The organism is Paludibacillus litoralis, assembly GCF_037646705.1.
GTDB classification, from domain to species: Bacteria; Pseudomonadota; Alphaproteobacteria; order Rhodobacterales; family Rhodobacteraceae; genus Pikeienuella; species Pikeienuella litoralis.
Window position 1 is genome coordinate 596,509 of sequence record NZ_JBBHER010000002.1, and the last position, 24,212, is coordinate 620,720.

General features: G+C 69.1%; 23 protein-coding genes. 17 read left to right on the forward strand and 6 right to left on the reverse strand.

Going from position 1 to position 24,212, the window contains the following annotated elements; genetic code table 11:
- Positions 1-6: 6 nt before the first annotated feature.
- On the reverse strand, positions 7-1,023 hold the full coding sequence (locus WG921_RS03805) for a ribose-phosphate pyrophosphokinase (protein WP_340107873.1): 1,017 nt from the start codon (positions 1,021-1,023) through the stop codon (positions 7-9).
- A 115-nt stretch (positions 1,024-1,138) separates the two neighbouring features.
- On the opposite strand from WG921_RS03805, the gene WG921_RS03810 reads away from it, so the two are divergent.
- The 10 genes from WG921_RS03810 to WG921_RS03855 all read left to right on the forward strand — a co-directional run bounded on the left by WG921_RS03810 (position 1,139) and on the right by WG921_RS03855 (position 10,289).
- Positions 1,139-1,729 (forward strand): 2-hydroxychromene-2-carboxylate isomerase, encoded by a 591-nt coding sequence (locus WG921_RS03810; protein ID WP_340107874.1) that lies wholly within the window; start codon positions 1,139-1,141, stop codon positions 1,727-1,729.
- Complete coding sequence (locus tag WG921_RS03815) at positions 1,729-2,622, forward strand: alpha/beta fold hydrolase (protein ID WP_340107875.1); 894 nt, start codon at positions 1,729-1,731, stop codon at positions 2,620-2,622. Before WG921_RS03810 ends, WG921_RS03815 begins: the two co-directional genes overlap by 1 nt.
- A 58-nt stretch (positions 2,623-2,680) precedes the next feature.
- Positions 2,681-3,673 carry an MDR family oxidoreductase gene (locus WG921_RS03820; protein ID WP_340107876.1) on the forward strand — a complete coding sequence of 331 codons (993 nt, stop codon included), beginning with the start codon at positions 2,681-2,683 and terminating at the stop codon, positions 3,671-3,673.
- Between the two features lie 200 nt (positions 3,674-3,873).
- On the forward strand, positions 3,874-4,449 hold the full coding sequence (gene rsmD, locus WG921_RS03825) for a 16S rRNA (guanine(966)-N(2))-methyltransferase RsmD (protein WP_340107877.1): 576 nt from the start codon (positions 3,874-3,876) through the stop codon (positions 4,447-4,449).
- 60 nt (positions 4,450-4,509) lie between these two features.
- Positions 4,510-4,998 carry a peroxiredoxin gene (locus WG921_RS03830; RefSeq protein ID WP_340107878.1) on the forward strand — a complete coding sequence of 163 codons (489 nt, stop codon included), beginning with the start codon at positions 4,510-4,512 and terminating at the stop codon, positions 4,996-4,998.
- 78 nt (positions 4,999-5,076) lie between these two features.
- Positions 5,077-5,970, forward strand: coding sequence for an L-threonate dehydrogenase (gene ltnD / locus WG921_RS03835; protein WP_340107879.1), 894 nt, complete (start codon positions 5,077-5,079; stop codon positions 5,968-5,970).
- Complete coding sequence (gene otnK, locus WG921_RS03840) at positions 5,970-7,226, forward strand: 3-oxo-tetronate kinase (RefSeq protein ID WP_340107880.1); 1,257 nt, start codon at positions 5,970-5,972, stop codon at positions 7,224-7,226. The genes ltnD and otnK overlap by 1 nt, the downstream gene beginning before the upstream one ends.
- A complete protein-coding gene (otnC, locus tag WG921_RS03845; RefSeq protein WP_340107881.1) occupies positions 7,223-7,870 on the forward strand; it encodes a 3-oxo-tetronate 4-phosphate decarboxylase in 648 nt (215 codons plus the stop codon). Before otnK ends, otnC begins: the two co-directional genes overlap by 4 nt.
- A complete protein-coding gene (locus WG921_RS03850; protein WP_340107882.1) occupies positions 7,867-8,616 on the forward strand; it encodes a hydroxypyruvate isomerase family protein in 750 nt (249 codons plus the stop codon). The genes otnC and WG921_RS03850 overlap by 4 nt, the downstream gene beginning before the upstream one ends.
- A 167-nt stretch (positions 8,617-8,783) precedes the next feature.
- Positions 8,784-10,289, forward strand: a complete 1,506-nt coding sequence (locus WG921_RS03855; RefSeq protein WP_340107883.1) for a UxaA family hydrolase — start codon at positions 8,784-8,786, stop codon at positions 10,287-10,289.
- Positions 10,290-10,349: 60 nt separating this feature from the next.
- Here the strand turns inward: WG921_RS03855 and ettA are convergent, their stop codons facing one another.
- The gene (gene ettA / locus WG921_RS03860; protein ID WP_340107884.1) at positions 10,350-12,005 is read right to left on the reverse strand and encodes an energy-dependent translational throttle protein EttA; all 1,656 of its coding nucleotides are present in this window, start codon (positions 12,003-12,005) and stop codon (positions 10,350-10,352) included.
- Positions 12,006-12,149: 144 nt separating this feature from the next.
- Between ettA and WG921_RS03865 the strand changes: the two genes are divergently transcribed.
- From WG921_RS03865 to WG921_RS03885, 5 genes are all read left to right on the forward strand, one after another.
- Positions 12,150-12,743 carry a nicotinate-nucleotide adenylyltransferase gene (locus WG921_RS03865; RefSeq protein ID WP_340107885.1) on the forward strand — a complete coding sequence of 198 codons (594 nt, stop codon included), beginning with the start codon at positions 12,150-12,152 and terminating at the stop codon, positions 12,741-12,743.
- Positions 12,740-14,263, forward strand: a complete 1,524-nt coding sequence (gene dacB, locus WG921_RS03870) for a D-alanyl-D-alanine carboxypeptidase/D-alanyl-D-alanine endopeptidase (protein ID WP_340107886.1) — start codon at positions 12,740-12,742, stop codon at positions 14,261-14,263. Before WG921_RS03865 ends, dacB begins: the two co-directional genes overlap by 4 nt.
- Positions 14,264-14,366: 103 nt before the next feature.
- Complete coding sequence (gene mutL / locus WG921_RS03875) at positions 14,367-16,217, forward strand: DNA mismatch repair endonuclease MutL (RefSeq protein ID WP_340107887.1); 1,851 nt, start codon at positions 14,367-14,369, stop codon at positions 16,215-16,217.
- Positions 16,214-17,359 carry a DNA recombination protein RmuC gene (locus WG921_RS03880; protein ID WP_413788553.1) on the forward strand — a complete coding sequence of 382 codons (1,146 nt, stop codon included), beginning with the start codon at positions 16,214-16,216 and terminating at the stop codon, positions 17,357-17,359. Before mutL ends, WG921_RS03880 begins: the two co-directional genes overlap by 4 nt.
- 328 nt (positions 17,360-17,687) lie before the next feature.
- Positions 17,688-18,401 carry an SAM-dependent methyltransferase gene (locus WG921_RS03885; RefSeq protein WP_340107889.1) on the forward strand — a complete coding sequence of 238 codons (714 nt, stop codon included), beginning with the start codon at positions 17,688-17,690 and terminating at the stop codon, positions 18,399-18,401.
- A 56-nt stretch (positions 18,402-18,457) separates the two neighbouring features.
- On the opposite strand, the gene WG921_RS03890 is transcribed toward WG921_RS03885, so the two are convergent.
- From WG921_RS03890 to nth, 3 genes are read right to left on the reverse strand one after another with little or no spacing between them, the layout of a single operon-like run.
- Entirely contained in the window at positions 18,458-18,931 is a 474-nt protein-coding gene (locus tag WG921_RS03890) for a GNAT family N-acetyltransferase (RefSeq protein ID WP_340107890.1), read from the reverse strand.
- Positions 18,928-19,926 carry an adenosine kinase gene (locus WG921_RS03895; protein WP_340107891.1) on the reverse strand — a complete coding sequence of 333 codons (999 nt, stop codon included), beginning with the start codon at positions 19,924-19,926 and terminating at the stop codon, positions 18,928-18,930. The genes WG921_RS03890 and WG921_RS03895 overlap by 4 nt, the downstream gene beginning before the upstream one ends.
- On the reverse strand, positions 19,923-20,567 hold the full coding sequence (gene nth / locus WG921_RS03900; RefSeq protein WP_340107892.1) for an endonuclease III: 645 nt from the start codon (positions 20,565-20,567) through the stop codon (positions 19,923-19,925). The genes WG921_RS03895 and nth overlap by 4 nt, the downstream gene beginning before the upstream one ends.
- A gap of 81 nt (positions 20,568-20,648) precedes the next feature.
- On the opposite strand from nth, the gene WG921_RS03905 reads away from it, so the two are divergent.
- Positions 20,649-21,305, forward strand: coding sequence for a methyltransferase domain-containing protein (locus WG921_RS03905; RefSeq protein ID WP_340107893.1), 657 nt, complete (start codon positions 20,649-20,651; stop codon positions 21,303-21,305).
- 12 nt (positions 21,306-21,317) lie between these two features.
- Positions 21,318-22,160 (forward strand): bifunctional helix-turn-helix domain-containing protein/methylated-DNA--[protein]-cysteine S-methyltransferase, encoded by an 843-nt coding sequence (locus tag WG921_RS03910; RefSeq protein ID WP_340107894.1) that lies wholly within the window; start codon positions 21,318-21,320, stop codon positions 22,158-22,160.
- Positions 22,161-22,320: 160 nt separating this feature from the next.
- On the opposite strand, the gene WG921_RS03915 is transcribed toward WG921_RS03910, so the two are convergent.
- Complete coding sequence (locus WG921_RS03915; RefSeq protein ID WP_340107895.1) at positions 22,321-24,093, reverse strand: IlvD/Edd family dehydratase; 1,773 nt, start codon at positions 24,091-24,093, stop codon at positions 22,321-22,323.
- Positions 24,094-24,212 lie beyond the last annotated feature (119 nt).

The window sequence follows — 24,212 nt, forward strand, 5'->3', positions numbered from 1 at the left end:
GCGCGGTCAGTCGAGTTTGTAGAACGCCTCGTAGATCGGCCCCAGCATCGCCTCGTTGAACAGCGACGAGACCGAATTGCCGGCGGCGACGTTCAACATCGCCTGGGCGAAGAGCGGCGCGACGGAAACGATGCGGATGTTCTCCGCGGCCTTCACCTCGTCCGTCGCGAGAATCGAATCGGTGATGACGAGCGACTTCATCGCCGAGGACGTGATCCGGTCCACCGCGGGGGCGGAGAGCACGCCGTGCGTGATGTAGGAGTGAACCTCCGTCGCCCCTTCGCCGAGCAGGAGGTCCGCGGCCTTGCAGAGGGTTCCGGCGGTGTCGCAGATATCGTCGACGATGATGCAGCGTTTGCCGGAGACGTCTCCGATCACGGTCATCGATTCGACCTCGCCCGGCGCGCCGCGGCGCTTGTCGACGATGGCGAGCCCGACGCCGATCCGCTTCGCCAGCTCGCGCGCGCGCCCGACGCCGCCCACATCGGGGGAGACGACGATGACGTCGCTCAGATCCTTGAAATTATACTTCACATCCAGCGCGAAAACCGGCGCCGCGTAGAGGTTGTCGAGCGGCTTGTCGAAAAAGCCCTGAATCTGCCCGGCGTGAAGATCCATGGTCAGAACCCGGTCGACGCCGGCTTCGGTCAGGAGATTGGCGACCAGCTTGGCGCTGATCGGGGTGCGGGCCGCGGTCTTCCGATCCTGCCTCGCGTAGCCGAAATAGGGCATCACCGCGGTGATCCGCCTCGCCGAAGCGCGGCGGAGCGCGTCGGTGATGATCAGAAGCTCCATCAGGTTGTCGTTCGCCGGTTTCGACGTGGACTGGATGACGAAGACCTCTTCGTTCCGGACATTGTCGTAGATCTCGACGAAGATCTCGCCGTCGTTGAACTGTTCGACCCGCGCGTCGGCGAGCCGCACGGGTTCTCCCCGATAGACGGATATGCGCCGCGCCATCGCTTTGGCGAATTTCTGGTTGGAATTGCCGGCGATCATGCGGATCGAAATTTCAGACTTCATCGGGGGGTCCTCTGGTGAGCGCGCTCCGCTCGTCTAACAGCCGGATACGGGCTTGCAAAGTGCGCGCGCCGGCGCATGGTGCGTCGAACCCGAGCAGCAGGAAAGAGATCGCAGGATGCCCCATATCGACTATTACCTCACGCCGCTCTCTCCATTTTGCTATCTGGCCGGCGACCGGCTGGAGCGGATCGCCGCGGCGCATGGGGCGAGCATCGCCTACAAGGCGATCGATTTCGGCCGGGCGATGGCGGCGATGGGCGGCCTGCCGGTGTCGAAACGTCCGGTCGCGCGCCAGGAGTACAGGTTGCAGGAGCTGCCGCGAATCGCGAAGCGGAACGGCCTGCCGATCACGCTTCATCCGGCCCACTGGCCGACCGACGGCGCCCCCGCGACCGCCGCGATCCTGGCGGCGGACGCCGCCGGCGGCGGCGATGTGGGCGCGCTCGCGCGGCGGATTCTCGCCGCCTGTTGGGCCGAGGAGAAGGATATCGCCGACCCGGCGGTGATCGAGGCGGCGCTCCGCGCCTCCGGTTTCGATCCCGCCGCGCTCGATTTCGACGCGGCCAAGGAGAGGATCGAAATCCTAACCGACGAGGCGATCGCGCGCGGAGTTTTCGGCGCGCCCTTCTACATCGTCGGCGAGGAGAAATTCTGGGGGCAGGACCGGCTCGCCTATCTCGACGATCATCTCGCCGGGCGTATCTGATGGTGGAGATTCGGCAACGGCGGATCGAGGTCGACGGCGATGGCGTCGGCCTTTGGGAGGCGGGGCCGGCGGACGCGCCGCTGGCGCTGTTCGCGCATTGCTCGCTCGCGTTCGGCGGACTCTGGAAGGGCGTGATGACGCGCCTCGCCGATCGCTGGCGCTGCGTTTCGGTCGATATGCCGGGGCACGGCGTCTCGGATCGCGGCGACCGGGCGCTCTCGTTGCAGCATCAGGCGGTGGCGTATGTCGAGGGCGTGGCGGCCGAGGTCGGGGCGGGGGCGGGCGGCGCCCATCTGGTCGGCCTTTCACTCGGCGGGGCGGTGATGGGGCGGGTCGCCGCCAAAGCGCCGGAGCTCGCCCGCTCGCTGACGATGATCGAGCCGGTTTTCTTCCATCTTCTGACCGGGCGCGAGTCCGCGATCTCGACGGAGAACGACGATTCCATGGCGCCGGTCCATGACGCGTGCCGCGAAGGCCGCTTTCACGACGGCGCCCGCGCGTTCATGGAAAGATGGGGGCAGCCCGGCCAGTTCGACCGCATGCCGGCCAAGGCCCGGGACGCGGTGGCGCGCGCGCTCTCCTATCTCGCTGAGGATTTCGACATGGTGGGCGGCTGGCCGCCGGGCCAGATCAGCCGGGAGGCGCTGGCCGCCATCGCAGCGCCCGTCCTGCTGATTCAGGGCGAGAAGACGCGGGACTCGGCGAAGGCGATCCTCGATGAGTTGCAGGCGCTGTTGCCGGGGGCGGAGCGCTTCGAAGCGCCGGGCGCCGGGCATCTCAGTCCGGTGGACGATCCGGAGAGGATCGCCGCGCGGCTCGCCCGGTTCTTCAGCGAAGTGGAGGCGGCCGAGCCGCACGTTTCGCGGCGGCTTTCGCGCGCGGCGCCAGTTTGACAAAGCGGCGCTCGGCCCGTTACCTCCGCGCGTGTCATATCCAGCGTCGGGAGTCCCTATGTCTTTCACAGCCCTTCTCGTCGAAAAAGCCGATGACGGCGCGATCAGCCAGAAGCTGACCTCGCTTGAGATCGACCAGCTGCCCGAGGGGGAGGTGTTGGTCGATGTCGAATATTCAACGCTGAATTACAAGGATGGCCTGTGCCTGACCGGCAAGGGCGGGCTGGTGCGGAATTATCCGCATGTGCCCGGCATCGACTACGCCGGAACCGTCGCCGAGAGCAGCGATCCGCGCTACAAACCCGGCGACAAGGTGGTGCTGACCGGCTGGCGCGTCGGCGAGATCGTCTGGGGCGGTTACTCCCAGAAGGCGCGGGCGAAGGCGGATTGGCTGGTGCCGCTGCCGGACGGGCTGACGCCGCGCCAGGCGATGGCGATCGGCACCGCCGGCCTCGCGGCGATGATGGCGGTGATGGCGCTCGAGCAGCAGGGGATGAAGCCGGGCGCGGGCCCGGTTCTTGTCACCGGCGCCGCGGGCGGCGTCGGCTCCATCGCGGTCGCGGTTCTCTCGCGTCTCGGCTATGAGGTCGCCGCGGTGACGGGGCGGCCGGAGGCGGAGGGATACCTGCGCGATCTTGGCGCCGCGACCATCGTCCCGCGCGCCGATCTCGCCGACGCGCCGACCAAGCCCCTCGAGAAGGAGACCTGGGCCGGCTGCGTGGATGCGGTGGGCGGCGCCATGCTGGCGCGGGTGCTGACGCAGCTGAAATACGGCTGCTCCGCCGCGGCGGTCGGGCTTGCGGGCGGCGCCAAGCTGCCGACGACCGTGGTGCCGTTCCTGCTGCGCGGCGTCAATATTCTTGGTATCGACACCGTGATGAAGCCGTTCGAGGGGCGGCAGGCCGCGTGGCGCCGGCTGGCCAGCGATCTGCCGATGGATCTGCTCGAATCCATGATCGAGACCGCGGTGCTCAAGGATCTGCCGACCCTTGGCGCGGCGATCCTCGAAGGCGGCGTCAAGGGCCGGGTCGTGGTCGACGTCAACGGCTGACCCGGTCCAGGCCCCGGCGGCTTTGCGGGAGGGCGGGCGGATCGCCGCCCCCCGCCCAGGGGCCTCGCTTGATCGGGGCGCCCATTCGGGGGCAATGATGCGGAGGGGCTGGCGCCGCCGGCCCCTTTTTCGCGAAAGCCGGTGTCCGATATGACCATCCATCCAGACCGTTCCTGCGCGAAGCCGGCGAGGGGGCCGGCATGAGAGTCGTCGGCGGCGCGTTTCGCGGGCGTCGGCTCGCCGCGCCGGGCGCCGCCGGGGGCGGGGAGGCGCATCTTCGCCCGACATCCGACCGCGCGCGCGAGGCGTTGTTCAATCTTCTCGCCCATGGCCCCTACGGCGGGGCGCCGGAGGGGATGCGCGTTCTCGATCTCTTCGCCGGGACCGGCGCGCTTGGCGTCGAAGCGATGAGCCGGGGCGCGGCGCGCGCCGTCTTCGTCGACGACAGCGCGCCGTCGCGCGCGCTGATCCGCGAGAATGTCGAGAAATTCGGGCTGACGGGCGCGACCAAGATCTGGCGGCGCGACGCGACGAAGCTCGGCCCTTGCCGGGGAGCGCCGTTCGATCTGGTCTTCCTCGACCCGCCCTATGGCGCGGATCTTGGCGGACCGGCGCTCGCCTCCGCCGCCGCGGGGGGGTGGCTCGCGCCGGATGCCCTGATCGTTCTGGAGGAGAGCGTCGGCGCCGCCCGCCCGCCGATGCTCGACATTCTGGATGAGCGGGCCTATGGCGAAACGAGGCTGACCATCGCCCGGATCGGAGACCGAAACGGGTGACATCGCGGCCCGCCGGGCCCATAGTTCAGCCAATTGAAACACCTCAAAGGAGCGCGCGCCATGCCGATCGCCGTTGGAGACAAACTGCCCGAAGCCAATTTCATCGAACTCGGCGCCGAAGGGCCGGCGCCGGTCCCAGCGTCGCGACTGACCAAGGGTCGGAAAATCGCGCTGTTCGCGGTGCCGGGCGCGTTCACGCCGACCTGCCACAACACGCATGTGCCGAGCTTCGTCGCCGCCGCCAAGGCGTTGTCGGACAAGGGCGTGGACGAAATCGTTTGCGTGTCGGTGAACGATCCATTCGTGATGAAGGCCTGGGGCGAGGCGACGGGCGCGACGAAAGCCGGGATCCGCATGCTGGCCGATCCGGAAAGCGCGTTCACCAAGGCGATCGGCCTCGACTTTTCGGCGCCGCCGGCCGGGCTGCTCGCCCGCTCGCAGCGCTATTCGATGCTGGTCGAGGACGGGGTCGTGAAGGTTCTGAACGTGGAGAGCGCGCCGGGCGAGGCCGTCTGTTCGCTTGGCGAGGCGCTGGTCGAACAGATCTGAGCGCCGCCGCCCGCGCCGCCTGAACCCGCGGCGGCGCGGGCGGGGTTTCACTGCGAAAAGAGATACGGGAGAGAAGCGATGGCGCGCGTTGCGGTGATCGGACTCGGGGCGATGGGCGGCGGTATGGCGCGCTCATGCCTCGCCGCGGGGCTGGAGACGCTTGGCGTCGACACGGACGCCGCGCGCGTGGCGGCGTTTCAGGCGGATGGCGGCGCGCAGGGGGCGCCGCCGCAGGCGGCGGCCGATCTCGACATCGTCGTCGTCGTGGTGGTGAACGCCGCTCAGGCGGAGGCGGCGCTCTTCGGGCCTTCCGGCGTGGCGCCTGCGCTTCGGAAAGGCGCGGTGATCGTTTGCTGCGTCACGATGGCGCCCGAACAGGCGCGGGCCCTTTCCGCCAGGGCGGAGGCGCTGGGGCTGTTCTTTCTCGACGCGCCGATTTCCGGCGGCGCGGCCAAGGCGGCGCGCGGGGCGCTCTCTATTCTCGCCTCCGGGCCGGAGGCGGGCTTCGCCGCGGCGAAGCCGGCGCTCGACGCGATGGCCGAGACGGTGTTCCGGCTCGGCGAGGATCCGGGCGCCGGCAGCGCGATGAAGGCGATCAACCAGATGCTGGTCGGCGTGCATATCGCCGCGGCGGCGGAGGCGCTCACCTTCGGGATGACGCAGGGCGTCGCGCCGGAAAAGACGCTGGAGGTGATCTCGAAATGCGCCGGCGCGAGTTGGGCGCTGGAGAATCGCGGGCCGCATATCGCGGCCGGCGATTACACGCCGCTTTCCGCGGTGGACATCTGGCCCAAGGATCTCGGCATCGTGCTGGACATCGCGCGGGGCGCGAAATTCTCCGCGCCGATGACGGCGGCGGCGCTTCAGCAATTCGTCGCCGCGTCCGGCTCCGGCCTCGGGCGGGAGGATGACGCCGCGATCGCCAAGGTCTACGCCCGAAACGCCGGGCTGACCCTGCCGGGAGACCGCTGATGCTGCTCGGCTGCGTCGGCGATGATTTCACCGGATCTTCCGATCTCGCCAACACGCTCGCGAAGGGCGGGATGCGGGTGACGCAATACGCCGGGGTTCCGGCGGGGCCGGCCGCGCCGGGCGTCGAGGCCGGGGTGGTGGCGCTGAAATCGCGCACCATTCCCAGGGATGAGGCGGTCCGCCTCTCGCTGATGGCGCTGGAATGGCTGGCCGCGCAGGGCTGCCGGCAGTTCTTCTTCAAATATTGCTCGACCTTCGATTCGACCCCCGAAGGCAATATCGGCCCGGTCGCGGAGGCGATGGCGGAGGCGCTCGGCGCGGATCGGGTGATCGTCTGCCCGGCCTTCCCGGCGACAGGACGGTCGATCTATCAGGGGCATCTCTTCGTCGGCGACAAGCTCCTGTCCGAAAGCGGGATGGAGCATCACCCGCTCACCCCGATGACCGACAGCGATCTGCGCCGCTGGCTCCGGCCGCAGACCCGGCTCGGCGTCGGCCATGTCGCCGCGCCGGCGGTGGCGGCGGGCCCGGCGGCGATCCGCGCGGCGCTCGCGGCGGAGGACGAGGCGGGCCGGCGGCTCATCGTCGTCGATGCGGTGAGGGATGAGGATCTGATGGCGATCGGCGCCGCGGCGGAGGATCTGAAGCTGATCACCGGCGGCTCGGGCGTCGCGCTCGGCCTTCCGGAGAATTTCCGCCGCGCGGGGCTTCTCGCGGGGGGTGGCGCGGACTGGCGCGGGGCCGCCGGGCCGGCGGCGATCCTCTCGGGCTCCTGCTCCGCCGCGACGCGGGGGCAGGTGGCGGCGTATCGAGGCCCGAAACTGGAGATCGCCGCCGCCGGCGTCATGGCGGGAGAGATCACCGGCGCCAGCGTCGCCGCATGGGCGCTGAGCGCGAAAGAGGGCGCGCCGCTCGCCTATTCCTCCGCCGACCCGGCGGTCGTGAAGGCGGCGCAGGAGCTCTACGGCCGCGAGGCGGTCGCCGCCGCGATCGAGCGGGTGATGGGCGAGGCGGCGGCGGCGATGGTCGCCGGCGGCGTGAGGCGGCTGGTGGTCGCCGGCGGCGAGACCTCCGGCGCCGTGGTCGAGGCGCTGGACGTCGCCGCGCTGGAGATCGGCCCGGAGATCGACCCGGGCGTGCCCGCGCTGAAGGCGGAGGGCCGCGATCTTGCGCTCGCGCTCAAATCGGGGAATTTCGGGGCCGAGGATTTCTTCTCCCGCGCGCTCGAAGCGCTCGGGCCGGAGGCGGAGGCATGAGCGATTCAGCGCTCAGGGAGGCGATCTGCCAGTTCGCGGCGTCCCTCTACGCGCGTGGGCTGACGCCCGGCTCTTCGGGCAACATCTCCGCGCGGACGGAGGATGGCGGCCTTCTCGTCACGCCCACGGGCGCGAGCTTCGGCGGGCTGGACCCGGCGCGCCTCAGCCGGTTCGACCCGAGCGGCGGCCTGATTTCAGGCGACAAGCCGACCAAGGAGATGCCGCTGCATCAGGCGTTTTACGAGACGCGGAGCGGGGCCGGCGCGGTCGTCCATCTGCATTCCACGCATTCCGTCGCGCTTTCGATCCTGCCGGAGACCGACCCTGACTGCGTGCTGCAACCGCTCACCGCCTATTCCGTCATGCGGCTCGGGCGGGTGAAGCTGCTGCCGTATTTCCGGCCGGGCGACCCGGCCATGGGCGACGCGATCCGCGGGCTGGCGGGGACGCGCTCCGCCGTGCTTCTCGCCAATCACGGGCCGGTGGTGGCCGGGCGCGACCTTGAGGCGGCGGTCTGGGCGATGGAGGAGCTGGAGGAGACGGCGAAGCTCACGCTGTTGACGCGCGGTCTCGGGCCTAAAATACTTGGCGCGGCCGAAATTGCAGGGCTGCGCGCGCATTTTGATGTGGAGTGGGACGCATGACGCGATTTTCCGCCAATCTCGGCTTTCTCTGGACCGATCTTTCCCTTCCCGACGCGATCCGCCGGGCGAAGGCGGCGGGTTTCGAGGCGGTGGAGGCGCATTTTCCCTACGATGTCCCGGTTGATCTGGTCGTCGCCGCTCTGGCGGAAACGGGCTTGCCGCTTCTCGGGATCAACACCATCCGCGGCGGCGAGGGGGAGAACGGCCTCGCCGCGCTGAAGGGCCGGGAGATCGAGGCGCGCGCCGCCATCGATCAGGCGCTGGACTACGCGCATGCGAGCGGCGCCGGCATGGTGCATGTGATGGCCGGGCGCTGCGGCGACGAGGCGACCTATATCGCCAATCTCCGTTACGCCGCCGAGGAGGCGCGCGATCTGGGCAAGACCATTCTGATCGAGCCGCTGAACACGCGCGACGCGCCCGAGTATTTCCTCACCGAGGTGGAGCAGGCGGCCGAGATCATCACCCGCGCCGGCGCGTCGAACATCCGGATCATGTTCGATTGCTATCATGTCCAGGTGATGCAGGGCGATCTGCTGCGCCGGTTCGAGGCGCTCATGCCGCTGATCGGCCATGTGCAGATCGCTGGCGCGCCCGGCCGCGGCGAGCCGGACACCGGCGAGATCGCCTATGAGCGGCTTCTCCCCGCGATCGCGGAGATGGGCTGGAGCGGATTCGTCGGCGCGGAATACCGGCCGAAGGGCGCGACCGGCGAGAGCCTTGGATGGATGGAGGCGTTCAGGTGAACGCATTGAAGCCCGGGCTGGATGAAAAAGAGCGTCCGGCCGCCGGGAACGTCTTTCCCACCGCCGCGACCACAGCGGCGCGGTCTGAGCCGCTGTGATCGCGCGCCGGCCCCATATCCCGTTTCACCGCTGGGACGCTGGCGCCCCGGCCTGCGCATGAGGACACCATGGCCGATATCGTTCGTCTCGACCCCGCCGACAATGTAGTGATCGCGGTCCGCCCGCTCGAAGTGGGCGCGGACGCGGGGGGCGTCGCCGCCGCCGCGCTGATCCCGCGCGGACACAAGGTCGCCACCGCCGCGATCCCGAAAGGCGGCGTGGTGCGAAAATACGCGCAGGTGATCGGCTACGCCACCGAAGACATCGCGCCGGGAAGCCACGTCCACACCCACAATGTCGAATTCCGCGCGACGGGCGTGACATATGAATACGCGACCGATCTGCGCCCGGTCCCGAAGGCGGAGAAGATCGACACTTTCATGGGCTTCCGGCGGGAAAGCGGGCGGGTCGGCACCCGTAACTACATCGCCGTTCTGACCTCGGTGAATTGCTCCGCCACGGCCGCGCGGAGGATCGCGGCCGCCTTCGGGCCGGAGGAGATGGCCAAATACCCGAATGTCGACGGGGTGGTCGCCTTCGTCCATGGCACCGGCTGCGGCATGGCGGGCGACGGCGATGGGTTCGCCGCGCTTCAGCGCGTCCTCTGGGGCTATGCGCGCCATCCGAATCACGGCGGGGTGCTGATGGTCGGGCTCGGCTGCGAAGTGAACCAGATCGACTGGTTGCTGGAGGCGTACGGCCTGAAGAAGGGCCCGCTCTTTCAGGCCATGAACATTCAGGATGTCGCCGGGCTTCGGCGCACGGTGGAGCTTGGCGTCGAGAAGGTGCGCGCCATGCTGCCGATCGCCAATCAGGCGACGCGTGAGGAATGCCCGGCCTCCGAATTGATGGTCGCGCTGCAATGCGGCGGCTCCGACGCGTGGTCGGGCGTCACCGCGAACCCGGCGCTCGGCTACGCCTGCGATCTCCTGGCGGCGCAGGGCGGGACCGGCGTTCTGGCGGAAACCCCGGAAATTTACGGCGCCGAGCATCTTCTGACCCGGCGCGCCGCGACCCCTGAAATCGGTGAAAAGCTCGTCGGGCTGATCCGCTGGTGGGAGGATTACACCGCGCGCAACAAGGGCTCGATGGACAACAACCCCTCGCCCGGCAACAAGCAGGGCGGCTTGACGACGATCCTTGAAAAATCGCTCGGCGCGGCGGCGAAGGGCGGCACGACCCCGCTCAACGGCGTCTTCAAATACGGCGAGCCGGTGACCGCGAAAGGCTTCACCTTCATGGACAGCCCCGGCTACGATCCGGCCTCCGTCACCGGGCAGATCGCCTCCGGCTGCAACCTCGTGGCGTTCACCACCGGCCGCGGCAGCGCCTTCGGCGCGAAACCGGCGCCGTCGCTGAAGATCGCGACGAACAGCGTGATGTACGGCCGGATGACGGAAGATATGGACGTGAACGCCGGCCGCATCGTCACCGACGGCGCGACGGTGGAGGAGGTGGGCCGCGAGATCTACGAGACCCTGCTCCGCGTCGCCTCGGGCGAGGTGACGAAATCGGAGGCGCAGGGCCTCGGCGATTTCGAATTCGTGCCCTGGCAGATCGGCGCGGTGATGTAGCCGCCCGCGAGGGGCCGTTCCGGCGCGCGCCGGAACGGCCTCGTGCGGCTCTCCCGAGACCTAGCGGGAGAACTTCTTGTATTTGATCCGCGTCGGCTCCACTGAATCGGGCCCCAGCCGCCTGATCTTGTCGGCTTCGTAATCCTCGAAATTGCCTTCGAACCACTCCACATGGCTGTCGCCCTCGAACGCCAGCATGTGGGTGCAGAGCCGGTCGAGGAACCAGCGGTCATGGGAGATGATGACCGCGCAGCCGGCGAACCGGTCGAGCGCGTCTTCGAGCGCGCGGAGCGTCTCCACGTCGAGATCGTTGGTCGGCTCGTCGAGCAGGATCACATTGCCGCCGGATTTCAGCAGCTTGGCCATATGCACCCGGTTGCGCTCGCCGCCGGAGAGCAGGCCGACCGGTTTCTGCTGATCGCCGCCCTTGAAATTGAACGCGCCGCAATAGGCGCGGGAGTTCATCTCCGCTTCGCCGAGCTTCACGATGTCCAGCCCGTCCGAGATTTCCTGCCAGACGGTCTTTTTCGGATCGAGCGCGTCACGCGACTGATCGACATAGGAGAGCTTCACCGTCTCGCCGAACCTGATCTCGCCCGCATCCGGCTCCTCCTGTCCGGTCATCATCCGGAAGAGGGTGGATTTGCCGGCGCCGTTCGGGCCGATCACGCCGACGATGCCGCCCGGCGGCAGCGAAAAGGAGAGATCGGAGATGAGAAGGTTGTCCCCGTAGCCCTTGGAGACGTTCTCGACCTCGATCACCCTGGAGCCGAGGCGCGGCCCGTGCGGGATGATGATCTGCGCGTTGCCGATCTGCTCGCGCTCGGACTGGCCCGCCATCTCGTTATAGGCGGAGATCCGCGCCTTGGATTTCGCCTGCCGGGCCCGCGCCGATTGCCGCACCCATTCGAGCTCGCGCGCGATGGTCTTCTGGCGGGATTTGTCCTCGCGCGCCTCCTGCGCCAGCCGCTTCGCCTTCTGCTCCATCCAGCTGGAGTAATTTCCCTCATAGGGCATGCCGCGCCCGCGATCGAGTTCGAGGATCCAGCCGGTGATCTTGTCGAGAAAATAGCGGTCATGGGTGACGATCAGGATCGTGCCCTTGTAGTCGATCAGATGCCTTTGCAGCCAGGCGATCGTCTCGGCGTCGAGATGGTTGGTCGGCTCGTCGAGGAGCAGCATGTCCGGCGCGTCGAGGAGCAGCTTGCAAAGGGCGACGCGCCGCAATTCGCCGCCCGAAAGGTTGGTCACCGGGCTGTCGTCGGGCGGGCAGCGCAGCGCCTCCATCGCCACGTCGACCTGGCTGTCGAGATCCCAGAGATTCTGCGCGTCGATCTGGTCCTGAAGCCGCCCCATCTCATCGGCGGTCTCGTCGGAATAGTTCATCGCAAGCTCGTTGTAGCGCTCGAGGATCGCCGTTTTCGCGCTGACCCCCTCCATCACGTTCTCGCGGACGGTCTTGCTTTCGTCGAGGCGCGGCTCCTGCGGCAGGTAGCCGACGCGCGCTCCCTCCGCGAGCCAGGCTTCGCCGGTGAAATCCTTGTCGATGCCGGCCATGATCCGCATCAGCGTCGACTTGCCGGCGCCGTTGACGCCGACCACGCCGATCTTCACGCCGGGCAGAAAGGAGAGGCGGATGTTCTCGAAGAGTTTCTTGCCGCCCGGATAGGCTTTCGAGACGCCGTCCATGTGATAAACATACTGGTAAGAGGCCATGGGCTTTGCTCCGAAGGCTGATGGGATGTCGGGGCGGTGTTAACGGATACCGGGGCGCCGTTCAATCAGCGCCGCGCGGCGTTGACTTCCTGACTGCGCCGAGGCGAGATAGAGATGGATTTCAGCCGGAGGGGGGACGGCATGATGAGCGGGCCCGACGCTCCTGCGGGATATCGGATCGGGCTTCTCGGCGGGTCGTTCGACCCGCCGCATGACGGCCATCTTCACATCACCCGGTGGGCGCTGCGGCGGTTCCGGTTCAATCGCGTCTGGTGGCTCGTCTCCCCGGGCAACCCGCTGAAGACGCGCGGACCGGCCGAAATGGCGCGCCGCCTCGCCGCATGCCGGGAGCTGATCGACATGCCGCGCGTCGAGGCGACCGATATCGAAACGCATCTCGGCACCCGCTACACCGCCGAGACGCTGGCGGCCCTGAAGCGGCTGCATCCGGGGGTGAGGTTCACCTGGCTGATGGGGGGCGACAATCTGGTCGATTTCCATCGCTGGGAGGATTGGCGCTGGATCATGGAGACATTCCCGGTGGGCGTGCTCGCGCGGCCCGGCTCGGCGGCGAAGGCGGCGTTCTCTCCGGCCGCGCGGCGATATCGGCGGCATCGGTTGAAGGGTGTGAAGGCGGCGCGCCTCAGCTATGCGAGACCGCCCGCCTGGGCGCTGCTGACCGGCGCGATGTCGGGCGCGTCCTCCACCAAGATCCGGGAGCGGAAGGACTGGCCATGACGCATCTTCGCCGCGCCGTCCTCTCGGCGCTTCTTGCGCTCTCGGCGGCGGCGGCCTTCGCCGGCGCGCCGGCCTTCGCGCCAACCCCGGCGCCGCGCCCCGACGCGGGCGGGCCCGACGCCCTGACGCTGGCCGCGGAGGCGGGTCTGAGCGGGGTTCTCTCCTATCTCGTCATCGACGCGGAGACCGGGGAGGCGCTCGAGGGCGGCGATATCGACAGGCCGCTCCCGCCCGCATCCGTCGCCAAGGCGCCGACCGCGCTTTTCGCGCTGGATACGTTGGGGCCGGACCACAGATTCGAGACCCGGCTCATCGCGGTCGGCGCGCTGGAGAATGGCGTGCTCGCGGGCGATCTCGTGCTGCAAGGCGGCGGCGATCCGGAGACGGACAGCGCCGCGCTCGATCTGCTCGCGTTTCATCTGGCCGAGGCGGGGCTGAAAAGGGTGAACGGGCGGTTTCTGATCGACGACAGCCTTCTGCCTCTGATCGAGCGGATCGACGCGACCCAGCCCGAGGTCGCCGCCTATAACCCGGCGGTCGGCGCGCTCAACCTGAATTTCAACCGGGTGTTCGCGGAGTGGCGCCGCGCCGGCGGAAAGGAGCGCATAGCGGTCGAGGCGCGCGGCGCGGGCTTGAGCCCGCCCACCGAAGCGGTGACCGTGGAGATCGTCGACAAGGTCGCCCTTGGCCCGTTCGATTATCTCGGCGCGGCCGATGACGGGCCGGAAAAGTGGCGCGTCGCGCGCGGCGCGCTCGGCGCGTCGGGCGGGCGCTGGCTTCCGGTCCGCCGCCCCGGCCTCTATGCGGGCGAGATGCTGCATCGGTTTTCAGCCGACGCCGGGGTCGAACTGCCGGAGCCGAGCGTCGGCGCGGCGCCGCTCGTCTCCGACGTTCTGGCGCGGGTCGAGAGCCGGCCGCTCGCCGATATCCTGGCCGGCATGCTCCGCTACTCGACGAACCTGACGGCCGAAGCGGTCGGCATGGCGGCGGCGAAGGCCGGCGGCGCTTCGGCGGAATCTCTCGCCGCCTCCGCCGCGGCGATGAATGTCTGGGCGGCCGGGTTCGCCGGGTTCCCCGCCGGGGACCCGGGGTTCCAGTTGCTGAATCATTCCGGGCTTTCGCCGGACAGCCGCGCCAGCGCCCGCCGGCTGGCCGATATCCTGCTGGCGGCGGACCGGCGCGGCTTTCCGGCTCTGGACGGCGGCAGGGCGGCGAAGCTGAAAGGGCTGTTGCCGCAGGTGCGCTATCTCGATGACGGCGCGTCGCCGCCCCCGATAGAGGCCAGCATCCGCGCCAAGTCCGGCACGCTGAATTTCGTCAGTGCGCTCGCCGGGTATATCGAGCCGGAAGCGGGCCGGCGGCTGATTTTCGTGATTCTCTCCGCGGATCTCGACGCGCGCGCCGCCATCGCCGACGTCAAAGACGAGTCGCCGCCCGGCGCGCGGGCCTGGGCGGCGCGGGCGCGCCGGTTGCAACGCGCGCTGATCCGAAGCTGGATCACGCGCTTTGCGGCGCCGTGAGCCAGGTTCGGCGCGCGCCAGGGGCGCGGACGGTGGGTCATTCCCGCTGAAGGCCGCATCCGGGCATGGCGAAACGGGTGAATTTCATGCTATCCCTTGCGGCATGAGCTCTCTCGACCACAAGATCCGCCCCGACTCGCGAATCCGCCTTTTGTCGCCGGCGGCCGCCAACCGCATCGCCGCGGGCGAGGTGATCGAACGGCCGGCGGCGGCGGTGAAGGAGTTGGTCGAGAATGCGCTCGACGCCGGGGCGCGGCGGGTGGAGATCGATTTCGCCGATGGCGGCAAGACGCTGATCCGCGTCTCGGACGATGGCGACGGCATGAGCGCCGCCGAATTGCCGCTGGCGCTGGAGCGGCACGCGACGTCGAAGATCGACGGCTCCGATCTTCTGAACATCCGCTCCTTCGGGTTTCGCGGCGAGGCGCTGCCGTCGATGGCGGCGGTCGGGCGCATGAAGCTCACCAGCCGAGCGGAGGGCGCCGACGAGGCCTGGGCGGTCGAGGTGCGGGGCGGCGAGACGACCCGGCCCCGCCCCGCCGCGCGCGCCGCCGGAACGGAGGCGGAGCTCCGCGATCTTTTCTACGCGACGCCGGCGCGGCTGAAATTCCTTCGGAGCGATCGGGCCGAAGCGCAGGCGATCGCGGAAGTGGTGAAGCGCCTCGCCATGGCGACGCCCGGCGCGGGCTTCACGCTCAGCGATCTTTCCGGCGGCGAGGCGCGGGTGATCTTTCGCGCCGAGGCGGAGCAGGGCGACCTTTTCGGCGCCCGGCTCGCCCGGCTTCGGCGCGTTCTCGGCGCGAGCTTCGCGGAGAGCGCGCTTCCCATCGACGCGGAGCGCGAAGGGCTTCGATTGACCGGCTGGGCGGCGTTGCCGACCTATTCGCGCGGCTCGTCGCGCCAGCAATTTCTCTTCGTCAACGGGCGGCCGGTTTCGGATCGGTTGATGATCGGGGCGCTTCGCGCGGCCTACGCCGATCTTCTGCCGCGGGACCGCCACCCGGCGGCGGCGCTCTTTTTCACGGCGGATCCGGAACGGGTGGACGTGAACGTCCATCCCGCGAAATCAGAGGTTCGGTTCCGCGAGCCGGCGCTCGCGCGGGGGCTGGTCGTCTCGGCGCTGCGCCATGCGTTGGCGGAGGCGGGGCATCGCGCGTCGGGCGCCGTGGCGGCGGAGACGCTCCGCGCGTTTTCGCCGGGCGCGCTCGGCCAGCCCTCCGCGCCGCCGCCCGGCGCCTATCAGCGCGACTACGGCGCGCCGAGGGGCGGGCTTGCGGCGGGGCTCTCGGACGCCGCGTTCAGCTTTCAGGGGCCGGCGCCGATCGAGACGCCGACCGCGCGCCCGGCGGCGGAGATGGACGAGGCGGCGGCGCGGAACCCGCTGGGCGCGGCGCGCGCGCAGATTCACGAGAATTACATCATCGCGCAGACCGAAACCGGGATGGTGATCGTCGATCAGCACGCGGCGCATGAGCGGCTGGTCTATGAGCGGCTGAAGGCCGGGCTGGCGGCGCGCGGCGCGGCGGGGCAGGCGCTGCTGTTGCCGGAGGTCGTCGATCTCTCCGTGGAGGACGCGGAGCGGGTGCTGGAGATCGGCGAGAGCCTCGCCCGCCTCGGCCTGGTGGTGGAGCCTTTCGGCGCCGGCGCGCTCTGCGTGCGGGAGACGCCGGCGATCCTCGGGGCGTGCGATCCCGCGCGGCTCATTCGCGATGTGGCGGATGAACTGGCCGAGGGCGCGCCCTCGCGCGGGGTCGCCGAGAAGATCGAGGCGGTTCTCTCGCGCATCGCCTGCCATGGCTCGGTCCGCTCCGGCCGGCGGCTGACCGGCGACGAGATGAACGCGCTCCTGCGCGAGATGGAGCGGACGCCGTTTTCCGGCCAGTGCAACCACGGCAGGCCCACCTATGTCGAACTTGGCCTCGCCGAGATCGAACGTCTGTTCGGACGGCGATGATGGACGCCGCGAGCCTCGCCGCAAACCTTCAGGATTCGCTCCCGCTTCTGATCGGGACCGGGCTGACGCTCCTCATTCTCCTGATGTTGATCTTTTCGCTTCGCGCGGCGCGGCGCGGGATCCGCGCGACGGAGCCGATCGCGGCGGCGATCGCGGAGCTTGGCGGCGCGGTCCGCGCGCTCGACCAGGGGCAGAACCAGCTCGCCGGGGGCCTGAGGCATGTCTCCGAAGCGCAGGCGGCGGCGCAGGCCCGGATGATCGAGACGATGGAGCGCCGGCTCGAGACGGTGCAGAAATCCATGGGCGAGACCCTTCATGGGACATCGCAGAAAACGACGCGCAGCCTCGCGGAGCTGCAGGAGCGGCTCGCGGCCATCGACAAGGCGCAAACGAATATCGAGCGGCTTTCGGGCGATGTGCTCTCGCTTCAGGACATTCTTTCGAACAAGCAGGCGCGGGGGGCTTTCGGCGAGATTCAGCTCAACGACATCGTCTCCAAGGCGCTGCCGCCCGACGCCTATGCGTTCCAGGCGACGCTCTCGAACGGCAGACGCGCGGATTGCCTGATTCATCTGCCGAATCCGCCCGGCCCGATCGTCATCGACGCGAAATTCCCGCTCGAATCCTATGAATCGCTGCGCGGAGCCGCATCCGAGCGGGAGAAGACCGAAGCCGCGCGCGGGTTCCGGATCGCGGTCCAGACCCATATCCGCGCCATCGCGGAGCGTTATGTCGAGCCGGAGGAGACCGCGGACGGGGCGCTGATGTTCCTCCCGTCCGAGGCGGTCTACGCCGAGTTGCATTCCGCGTTTCCGGATGTGGTGCGCGAAGGGTTCGCGCGGCGGGTCTGGATCGTCTCGCCGACCACCTGCATGGCGACGCTGCACACCATGCGCGCGATCCTGAAGGATGCGCGCATGCGCGAGCAGTCCGGCGCGATCCGACGCGAGCTTGGCCTGCTGACCAAGGATATGGAGCGGCTGGTCGACCGGGTGGCCGCGCTCGACCGGCATTTTGAGCAGGCGCGGCAGGATGTCGAGAAGATCAAGATCAGCGCGTCCAAGGCCGGGAGCCGGGCGGAGAAGCTGGAGAGTTTCGAGTTTGACGAGCCGGCGCCGGCGCTGCCGAAAGCGGCGGAGTAGCGCAGGGCGCGATATGAGTGCGTTATCGCGTGCGATAAAAGAAGCAAGATATTGATATATAATGGACTTTCCAATTCCGTTAACCGGATTTCAACGAATTTCGCGCCTGTGACCGCGCCGAAGGGCGCGTTTCGACGCGGTTGTCCGCGCCCTTCCGGGCCTCGCCTCGACATCGATTCCGGACTTCCCTGATCGCGGACAGTCGGTCATGCTTTCGGGGCGCCGTGGAGTTTTCGATGGTGATTTCTCTTCTGTTTTCGTCCCGTCGAGGCTTGTTCCGCGTCGCGTTGCGACGACACCCTTCCCGAAGATCAGGAGGCCCGGCGCCATGACGTCCCTCTCGCACGCCAAGTTCGACCCGGCTCGGGCGCAGGAATATGCGAAGGAGGCGCGGATCGGGCTCGCCGGCTATGACGCCTGCCATGAGCTCTCGGCCTGCATCCTGTCGGCGGCGCTGAAAGGCGGCGGGGAGCGGCGCGTCCTCGTCGTCGGAGCGGGGGGCACCGCCGGCGAGATCGCCGCCGCCGCCCGGCTCGAACCGAGCTGGCGGTTTGTCGCGGTCGATCCGTCCGGGCCGATGCTCGCGCTCGCCGAGTCGCGGGTCCGCGAGGAAGGGATCGAGGACCGCGTCGCCTTTGTCCGCGCAGATGTGTCCGCCCTGCCGCCGGAGCCGGCTTACGACGCCGCGCTGATGATCGGCGTGCTGCACCATGTTCCCGAACGCCGTGACAAGGCCCGGCTGCTGGAGGACATCGCCCGCCGGCTTGCGCCGGGCGGCTCGCTCGTCCTGGCCGGAAACTGCGGGAGCTATGACGGCGCGCCGCTTCTTCAGGCGGCCTGGGCGAACCGCTGGCGCCTTCATGGCGCATCCGAGGACGAGGTGCGGACGAAACTCGCGCGAATCCAGGCGGGCGCGGCGCCGCCGGAGTCCGAGGACGCCGTCGCCCTGCTTCTCACCGAGGCCGGCTTCGCCGCGCCCGAGAGGTTCTTCTCCAGCCTCTTCTGGGGCGCGTGGCATACGCGGCGCGCGGACCAGGCTTGAGGAGGCGGGCGCCGCAAGAAGCGGCGGCCGCCTGACATCGGCCGCGGCGGGAGGGCTCAGTCCAGCACGCGCTCGATATAGCGCACGGTCTTGTCGCGCGCCTTCAGGCGCGCTTCGCCGACGGTCTTGAATCCGAGGCCGGCGTGGAAGGCGTCGGAGGCGGGGTTCGGCGGCTCGGCGTTGACCTCGGCGACGACGCGCTCAAGGCCGCGCGCGGCGGCGAAGGCGAAGAGGTCGGCGTAGAGCGCGGCGGCGAGCCCGCTTCGGCGGTGCGTGGCGGCGACGGCGATCCGGTCGACATAGAGAAACCGGCCGAACCGCGCGCGATGCCAGAGGAAGTTCGGGCTCTCATACGCGGCGCTCTGATCGAAGCCGATGAGGAAGGCGCCGTCATCCGCCGCCCGCGCATAGGTCGCGCCGGCGATCAGCGCCTGCAACGCGGGCGGCGTCAGCGGAGAAAGCTCCACCTCGTGCGCCCGGTTCAACGCATGGATCCACCCAAGGTCTTCGGGACGGATCGGCCGGATCATCTGGCCCAGAGCCCGCGCGCCTTCATCAGGTCGCCGAGATCGGCCTCCGGCCGGGCGCCGATATGGCTGATGACCTCGCCGGCCGCGACGCATCCCATCGCGGCGCAATCGGAGAGATCGCGCCCCTGGATCAGCCCGGAGAGAAAGCCGGCGGCGAAAAGATCGCCGGCGCCGGTGGCGTCCACCACGTTCGCGTCGACGGCCGGCGCGTGCCGGACGTCATCGGGGGTCACGACATAGGCGCCGCGAGGCCCGACCGTGACCACGGCCATGTCGATATCGCTCTTCACCCGCTCCATCGCCACGTGAAGCTCTTTCGTTTCATAGAGCGACATCAGCTCGAACTCGTTGGCGAAGAGAAGATCGGCGTCCGCCGCGATCAGCGCCCTGAACGCGTCCCGGTGCCGGTCGACGCAGAACGGGTCGGACAGCGTGATGGCGACCCGCCCGCCGGCGCGTTTCGCGGCGCGGATCGCCTTTTCGAAGGCGGCGACGGAGGCCGCGCCGTCGAAGCGGTAGCCCTCGAGATAGATCCAGGCCGCCGCCGCCATCATCTCCGGATCGACGTCGTCGGGGCCGAGCGCTTCGGACACGCCGAGATAGGTGGACATGGAGCGCTCGCCCTCGGGCGAGACGAGCACGAGGCAGCGCCCGGACCCGAGGGACTGGCCCGCCGGGGCCGGCGGCGTCTCGTAATCGGCGCCGATGGCGCGGATGTCATGGGCGAAGATCGCGCCGAGCTGATCGTCCGCCACCTTGCCGACATAGGCGGTGCGCGCGCCGAGCATCGCGAGCCCGGCGATGGTGTTCGCCGCCGACCCGCCGGAGATCTCGCGCGCCGGGCCCATGGCGGCGTAAAGCTCCGCGGCGCGGCCGGCGTCGATCAGGGTCATCACGCCCTTGTCCACGCCGTTCGCGGCGAGGAAATCGTCCTCGACATGGCTGAGAACGTCCACGAGAGCGTTGCCAACCCCGACCACGTCATAGGTTTTCATGTCGTCTTCTCCTCGAACTGGCAGAGATCGGAAATCAGGCAATCGGCGCAGCGGGGCTTTCGCGCCGTGCAGATATAGCGGCCATGCAGGATCATCCAGTGATGCGCGTGGCGTTGATAGTCGGCGGGGACCCGGTCCTCGATCGCGCGCTCCACCGCCGCGACATCCTTGCCGGGCGCGAGGCCGGAGCGGTTGGCGAAACGGAAGATATGCGTGTCCACCGCCTGCGCCGGCAGGCCCCACCACATGTTCAGGACCACATTCGCGGTCTTGCGCCCGACGCCGGGCAGCGATTGCAGGGCCGCGCGGGACGACGGCACCTCGCCGCCGAACTCCTCGATCAGGATGCGCGAGAGGCCGATGACGTTCTTCGCCTTGTTGCGAAAAAGGCCGATCGTCTTGATGTGCTCGATCAGCCCTTCCTCGCCGAGCGCCAGCATCTTCTCCGGCGTGTCGGCGATGGCGAAGAGCTTCGCGGTCGCCCGGTTCACGCCCTTGTCCGTCGCCTGGGCCGAAAGCGCGACCGCGACGAGGAGCGTGAAGGCGTTCAGATGATCGAGCTCGCCCTTCGGCTCGGGCTCCGCGGCGCGGAACCGGCGGAAGGCTTCGTCAATCTCGGCGTAGGTCATCGGGCGCAGCATCCCCGGCTTATGGCAAGGGCGGCGCGGGCGCGCAATGGCCGCTTGCGGCGGCGCGCGGGGCGCCCGATAGCATGGCTTGCGATGACCAGCTGGCTGCATGACCAACGCCTGACGGCCGTGATCGGGGCGATCCGCGCCGCGGGCGCGCGGTCGGTGATCGACCTCGGCTGCGGCGACGGCGATCTGACGCTGCGCCTGATCGACGAGCCGGACATCCGGCGCGTCGTCGGCGTCGATCTGTCGCTTCCGGCGCTGGAGCGGCTGCGGGCCGCGCTTGAGAAACGGGGCGGCGATGCGCGCGTCTCGCTGATCCACGGCTCGATGACGGCGCCTCCCGCCAATCTCGGCGCGTTCGACTGCGCGGCGCTGGTGGAGACCATCGAGCATCTCGACCCGGGCGAGCTCTCGAAGCTCGAAAACGCGCTCTTTGGCGCGCTCAGGCCCCGGCGCGTGGTGATGACCACGCCGAACGCGGAGTTCAACGCGCTGCTCGGGGTGCGGCCGGGCGGGTTTCGCCGGCCTGACCATCGCTTCGAATGGGGGCGGGCGCGGTTCCGGAAATGGGCGGAAGGGGTCGCGGAGCGGGCGGGATACGGCGTCGCGCTCTCCACGATCGGGGGCGGGCATCCGACGCTGGGCGGCGCCAGCCAGATGGCGCTCTTCGACCGGCGGGGCGCGCCGCCGGCGCATGAAACGGGTGGCGCCGCGCCCCCGGCGCCGCCATCTTCCGGGATGTGAGAGGAGATCGCCATGAACCAACCGACCGCGCCGTCCACCTTCCATTACGAGCTGATCGCCGAGGCGATCCGGCTGATCGAGGACGGCGCGGCGGAGCCGCTCTCTCTCGATGCGCTGGCGGCGCGGATGGGGTTCTCGCCCGCGCATTTCCAGCGGCTGTTCTCGGAATGGGTCGGCGTGTCGCCGAAGCGCTATCTTCAGTATCTGAAGCTCGACCATGCGAAGCGGCTGCTGGCGGACCGCTTCACGGTGCTGGACGCGACGATGGAGGCGGGGCTTTCGTCTCCGGGGCGGCTGCATGACCTGTTCATCCGCTGGGAGGCGATGAGCCCCGGAGAATATGCGGCCGGCGGCGCCGGGCTGGAGATCGCCTGGGGCTGGTTCGACGGCCCGTTCGGCGAGACGCTGGCGATGGGGACGGAGCGGGGGCTCTGCGGGATGGCGTTCGCGGCCGAGACCGGGCGCGAGGCGGCCTTCGCGGACATGAAGGCCCGCTGGCCCAAGGCGGGCTACCGCGAGGACCGGGCGGCGCTCGCCCCCTGGGTCGAGGCGGCGTTCGGGGGCGGCGGAGAGGCGCGGCTGCAACTGATCGGCGCGCCGTTTCAGATCAAGGTGTGGGAGGCGCTCCTGAGCGTGCCGTCCGGGCGGGTGACCACCTATTCGGAGATCGCGCGGGTGATCGGGCGGCCGAAGGCGTCGCGCGCCGTCGGCACTGCGGTCGGGCGGAATCCGATCTCCTGGCTGATCCCCTGCCACCGGGCGCTGCGGAAAAGCGGCGGGCTCGGCGGCTATCACTGGGGGCTCGGCGTCAAGCGGGCGATGCTGGCCTATGAGGCGGCGCGGGCCGACGCCTGAGGCGTCCGGGCTGCGTTATCGCACGCGATAAGGGGGTCAAGATATTGAAATATAAGGAATATCGAAAAACGCGCGCATGGCGCGGGCGCGATAACGCGCCGGGGCCGGAGCCGAAGGCGGGGCTCCGCCGCCGAATTCCGGCGGCGGAGCGAATGGCGGCTCAGTGGTTGTGGCGCGGGATCGCGGCGCGCACGTTCTGATATTTGACGGCGATGTCGACGCAGGCGCCGTCCGCCAGTTGGGTGACGTTGGCGCGGGCCATCTCCTCCCACGGGGTCTGGCTCGCGGGCGGGATGAGGGGGCCGGCCTTCTTGCGCTCCTCCCATTCGGCGGCGTCGACCAGCGCGTCGCAGCGGCCCTTGTTGAGGTCGATCCGCACCATGTCGCCGGTCTTGAGATAGGCGAGCCCGCCGCCCGCCGCCGCCTCGGGCGAGGCGTTGAGGATCGAGGGGCTGTCGGCGGTGCCGGACTGGCGCCCGTCGCCGATGGTCGGCAGCGACGTGATCCCGCGTTTCAGCAGCGCGTCGGGCGGCTGCATGTTCACGACCTCGGCCGAGCCCGGCCAGCCGATCGGCCCGGCGCCGCGGATGACCAGCACGCAATGCTCGTCGATGTTCAGGTCGGGATCGTTGATGCGGTGGTGGTAGTCGTCCGAATCCTCGAAGACGATGGCGCGGGCGTCGAACACGCCCTCATTGCCCGGCTCGCTCAGATACCGGTCGCGGAACTCCGGGGAGATGACGGAGGTCTTCATGATCGCGGTGTCGAAGAGATTGCCGGTCATCACCACGAAGCCGGCCTTCTCCTGGAGCGGCTCGGCGCAGGTGTGGATCATCTCCCGGTCCCAGGTCTCGCGTCCTTCGAGATTCTTGAACATCGTCTCGCCGGTCACGGTCGGCACGTCCTTGAGCAGCCCGGCCTCGCGCAGCTCCCACATGATCGCGGGCACGCCGCCGGCGCGGAAGAACCGCTCGCCGAGATATTTTCCCGCCGGCTGCATGTTCAGCAGAAGCGGCACGTCATGGCCGTAGATCTGCCAGTCGGAGGGTTTCAGCTCCACGCCGACATGGTTGGCGATGGCGTGAAGATGGGGATGCGCGTTGGTCGAGCCGCCGATGGCGGAGTTGACCACGATGGCGTTCAGGAACGCGTCCCGCGTCATGATGTCGGAGGGTTTCAGGTCCTCATGCGCCATCTCGACGATGCGCTTGCCGGTGACATAGGCCATGCCCATCCGCTCACGGTACGGGGCGGGGATGGCGGAGCAGCCGGTCAGCGACATGCCGAGCGCCTCGGCGAGCGCGTTCATGGTGGAGGCGGTGCCCATCGTGTTGCAATGGCCGAGCGAGGGCGCGGAGCCGGAGGCGCCGATCAGGAACTCCTCCTCGGTGATCTTGCCGGCGCCGAGCTCGCGGCGCATCCGCCAGATCGCGGTGCCGGAGCCGATCAGGTTGTCGCCGTCGAGATAGCCGTTCAGCATCGGCCCGCCGGAGAGGACGATGGCCGGGATGTTCACGGTCGCGGCCGCCATCAGCAGCGCGGGCGTGGTCTTGTCGCAGCCGGTGGTGAGCACCACGGCGTCGATCGGGTAGCCGTGCAGCAGCTCCACCAGCCCGAGATAGGCGAGGTTCCGGTCGAGCGCGGCGGTCGGCCGCTTGCCGGTCTCCTGGATCGGGTGGACCGGGAACTCCATCGGGATCCCGCCGGCTTCGCGGATGCCGTCGCGGATGCGCGGGGCGAGGTGCTGATGGATCTTGTTGCAGGGCGAAAGGTCGGAGCCGGTCTGCGCGATGCCGATCACGGGCTTGCCGGAACGCAGCTCTTCATAGGTGAAGGCGTTGTTGCAGTAGCGTTCGATATAGAGCGCGGTCATGTCGGCGCGCTCGGGGGCGTCAAACCATTCGAGTGATCGGAATCGGCGTTTCTCTGACATTTCTGAGGCTCCTCCTCGGCGCTCCGTGATGTGGTTGCGCCGAGACTAGACGCGGCTGCGGAGCGGGGCAATCACCATCGCGGCGCGCGCCGCCCTCCGCGCGGTTTCCGTTTGACGGC

What these genes read in the sequence shown, in the direction of transcription:
- mutL (WP_340107887.1), top strand. Translation starts at nt 14,367, where the DNA reads ATGAGCTCTCTCGACCACAAGATCCGCCCCGACTCGCGAATCCGCCTT.
- WG921_RS03855 (WP_340107883.1), top strand. Translation starts at nt 8,784, where the DNA reads ATGGCCGATATCGTTCGTCTCGACCCCGCCGACAATGTAGTGATCGCG.
- otnK (WP_340107880.1), top strand. Translation starts at nt 5,970, where the DNA reads ATGCTGCTCGGCTGCGTCGGCGATGATTTCACCGGATCTTCCGATCTC.
- WG921_RS03885 (WP_340107889.1), top strand. Translation starts at nt 17,688, where the DNA reads ATGACGTCCCTCTCGCACGCCAAGTTCGACCCGGCTCGGGCGCAGGAA.
- WG921_RS03890 (WP_340107890.1), bottom strand. Translation starts at nt 18,931, where the DNA reads ATGATCCGGCCGATCCGTCCCGAAGACCTTGGGTGGATCCATGCGTTG.
- WG921_RS03810 (WP_340107874.1), top strand. Translation starts at nt 1,139, where the DNA reads ATGCCCCATATCGACTATTACCTCACGCCGCTCTCTCCATTTTGCTAT.
- nth (WP_340107892.1), bottom strand. Translation starts at nt 20,567, where the DNA reads ATGCTGCGCCCGATGACCTACGCCGAGATTGACGAAGCCTTCCGCCGG.
- ltnD (WP_340107879.1), top strand. Translation starts at nt 5,077, where the DNA reads ATGGCGCGCGTTGCGGTGATCGGACTCGGGGCGATGGGCGGCGGTATG.
- WG921_RS03805 (WP_340107873.1), bottom strand. Translation starts at nt 1,023, where the DNA reads ATGAAGTCTGAAATTTCGATCCGCATGATCGCCGGCAATTCCAACCAG.
- dacB (WP_340107886.1), top strand. Translation starts at nt 12,740, where the DNA reads ATGACGCATCTTCGCCGCGCCGTCCTCTCGGCGCTTCTTGCGCTCTCG.
- otnC (WP_340107881.1), top strand. Translation starts at nt 7,223, where the DNA reads ATGAGCGATTCAGCGCTCAGGGAGGCGATCTGCCAGTTCGCGGCGTCC.
- WG921_RS03880 (WP_413788553.1), top strand. Translation starts at nt 16,214, where the DNA reads ATGATGGACGCCGCGAGCCTCGCCGCAAACCTTCAGGATTCGCTCCCG.
- WG921_RS03865 (WP_340107885.1), top strand. Translation starts at nt 12,150, where the DNA reads ATGAGCGGGCCCGACGCTCCTGCGGGATATCGGATCGGGCTTCTCGGC.
- ettA (WP_340107884.1), bottom strand. Translation starts at nt 12,005, where the DNA reads ATGGCCTCTTACCAGTATGTTTATCACATGGACGGCGTCTCGAAAGCC.
- WG921_RS03910 (WP_340107894.1), top strand. Translation starts at nt 21,318, where the DNA reads ATGAACCAACCGACCGCGCCGTCCACCTTCCATTACGAGCTGATCGCC.
- WG921_RS03905 (WP_340107893.1), top strand. Translation starts at nt 20,649, where the DNA reads ATGACCAGCTGGCTGCATGACCAACGCCTGACGGCCGTGATCGGGGCG.
- WG921_RS03830 (WP_340107878.1), top strand. Translation starts at nt 4,510, where the DNA reads ATGCCGATCGCCGTTGGAGACAAACTGCCCGAAGCCAATTTCATCGAA.
- WG921_RS03915 (WP_340107895.1), bottom strand. Translation starts at nt 24,093, where the DNA reads ATGTCAGAGAAACGCCGATTCCGATCACTCGAATGGTTTGACGCCCCC.
- WG921_RS03895 (WP_340107891.1), bottom strand. Translation starts at nt 19,926, where the DNA reads ATGAAAACCTATGACGTGGTCGGGGTTGGCAACGCTCTCGTGGACGTT.
- rsmD (WP_340107877.1), top strand. Translation starts at nt 3,874, where the DNA reads ATGAGAGTCGTCGGCGGCGCGTTTCGCGGGCGTCGGCTCGCCGCGCCG.
- WG921_RS03815 (WP_340107875.1), top strand. Translation starts at nt 1,729, where the DNA reads ATGGTGGAGATTCGGCAACGGCGGATCGAGGTCGACGGCGATGGCGTC.
- WG921_RS03850 (WP_340107882.1), top strand. Translation starts at nt 7,867, where the DNA reads ATGACGCGATTTTCCGCCAATCTCGGCTTTCTCTGGACCGATCTTTCC.
- WG921_RS03820 (WP_340107876.1), top strand. Translation starts at nt 2,681, where the DNA reads ATGTCTTTCACAGCCCTTCTCGTCGAAAAAGCCGATGACGGCGCGATC.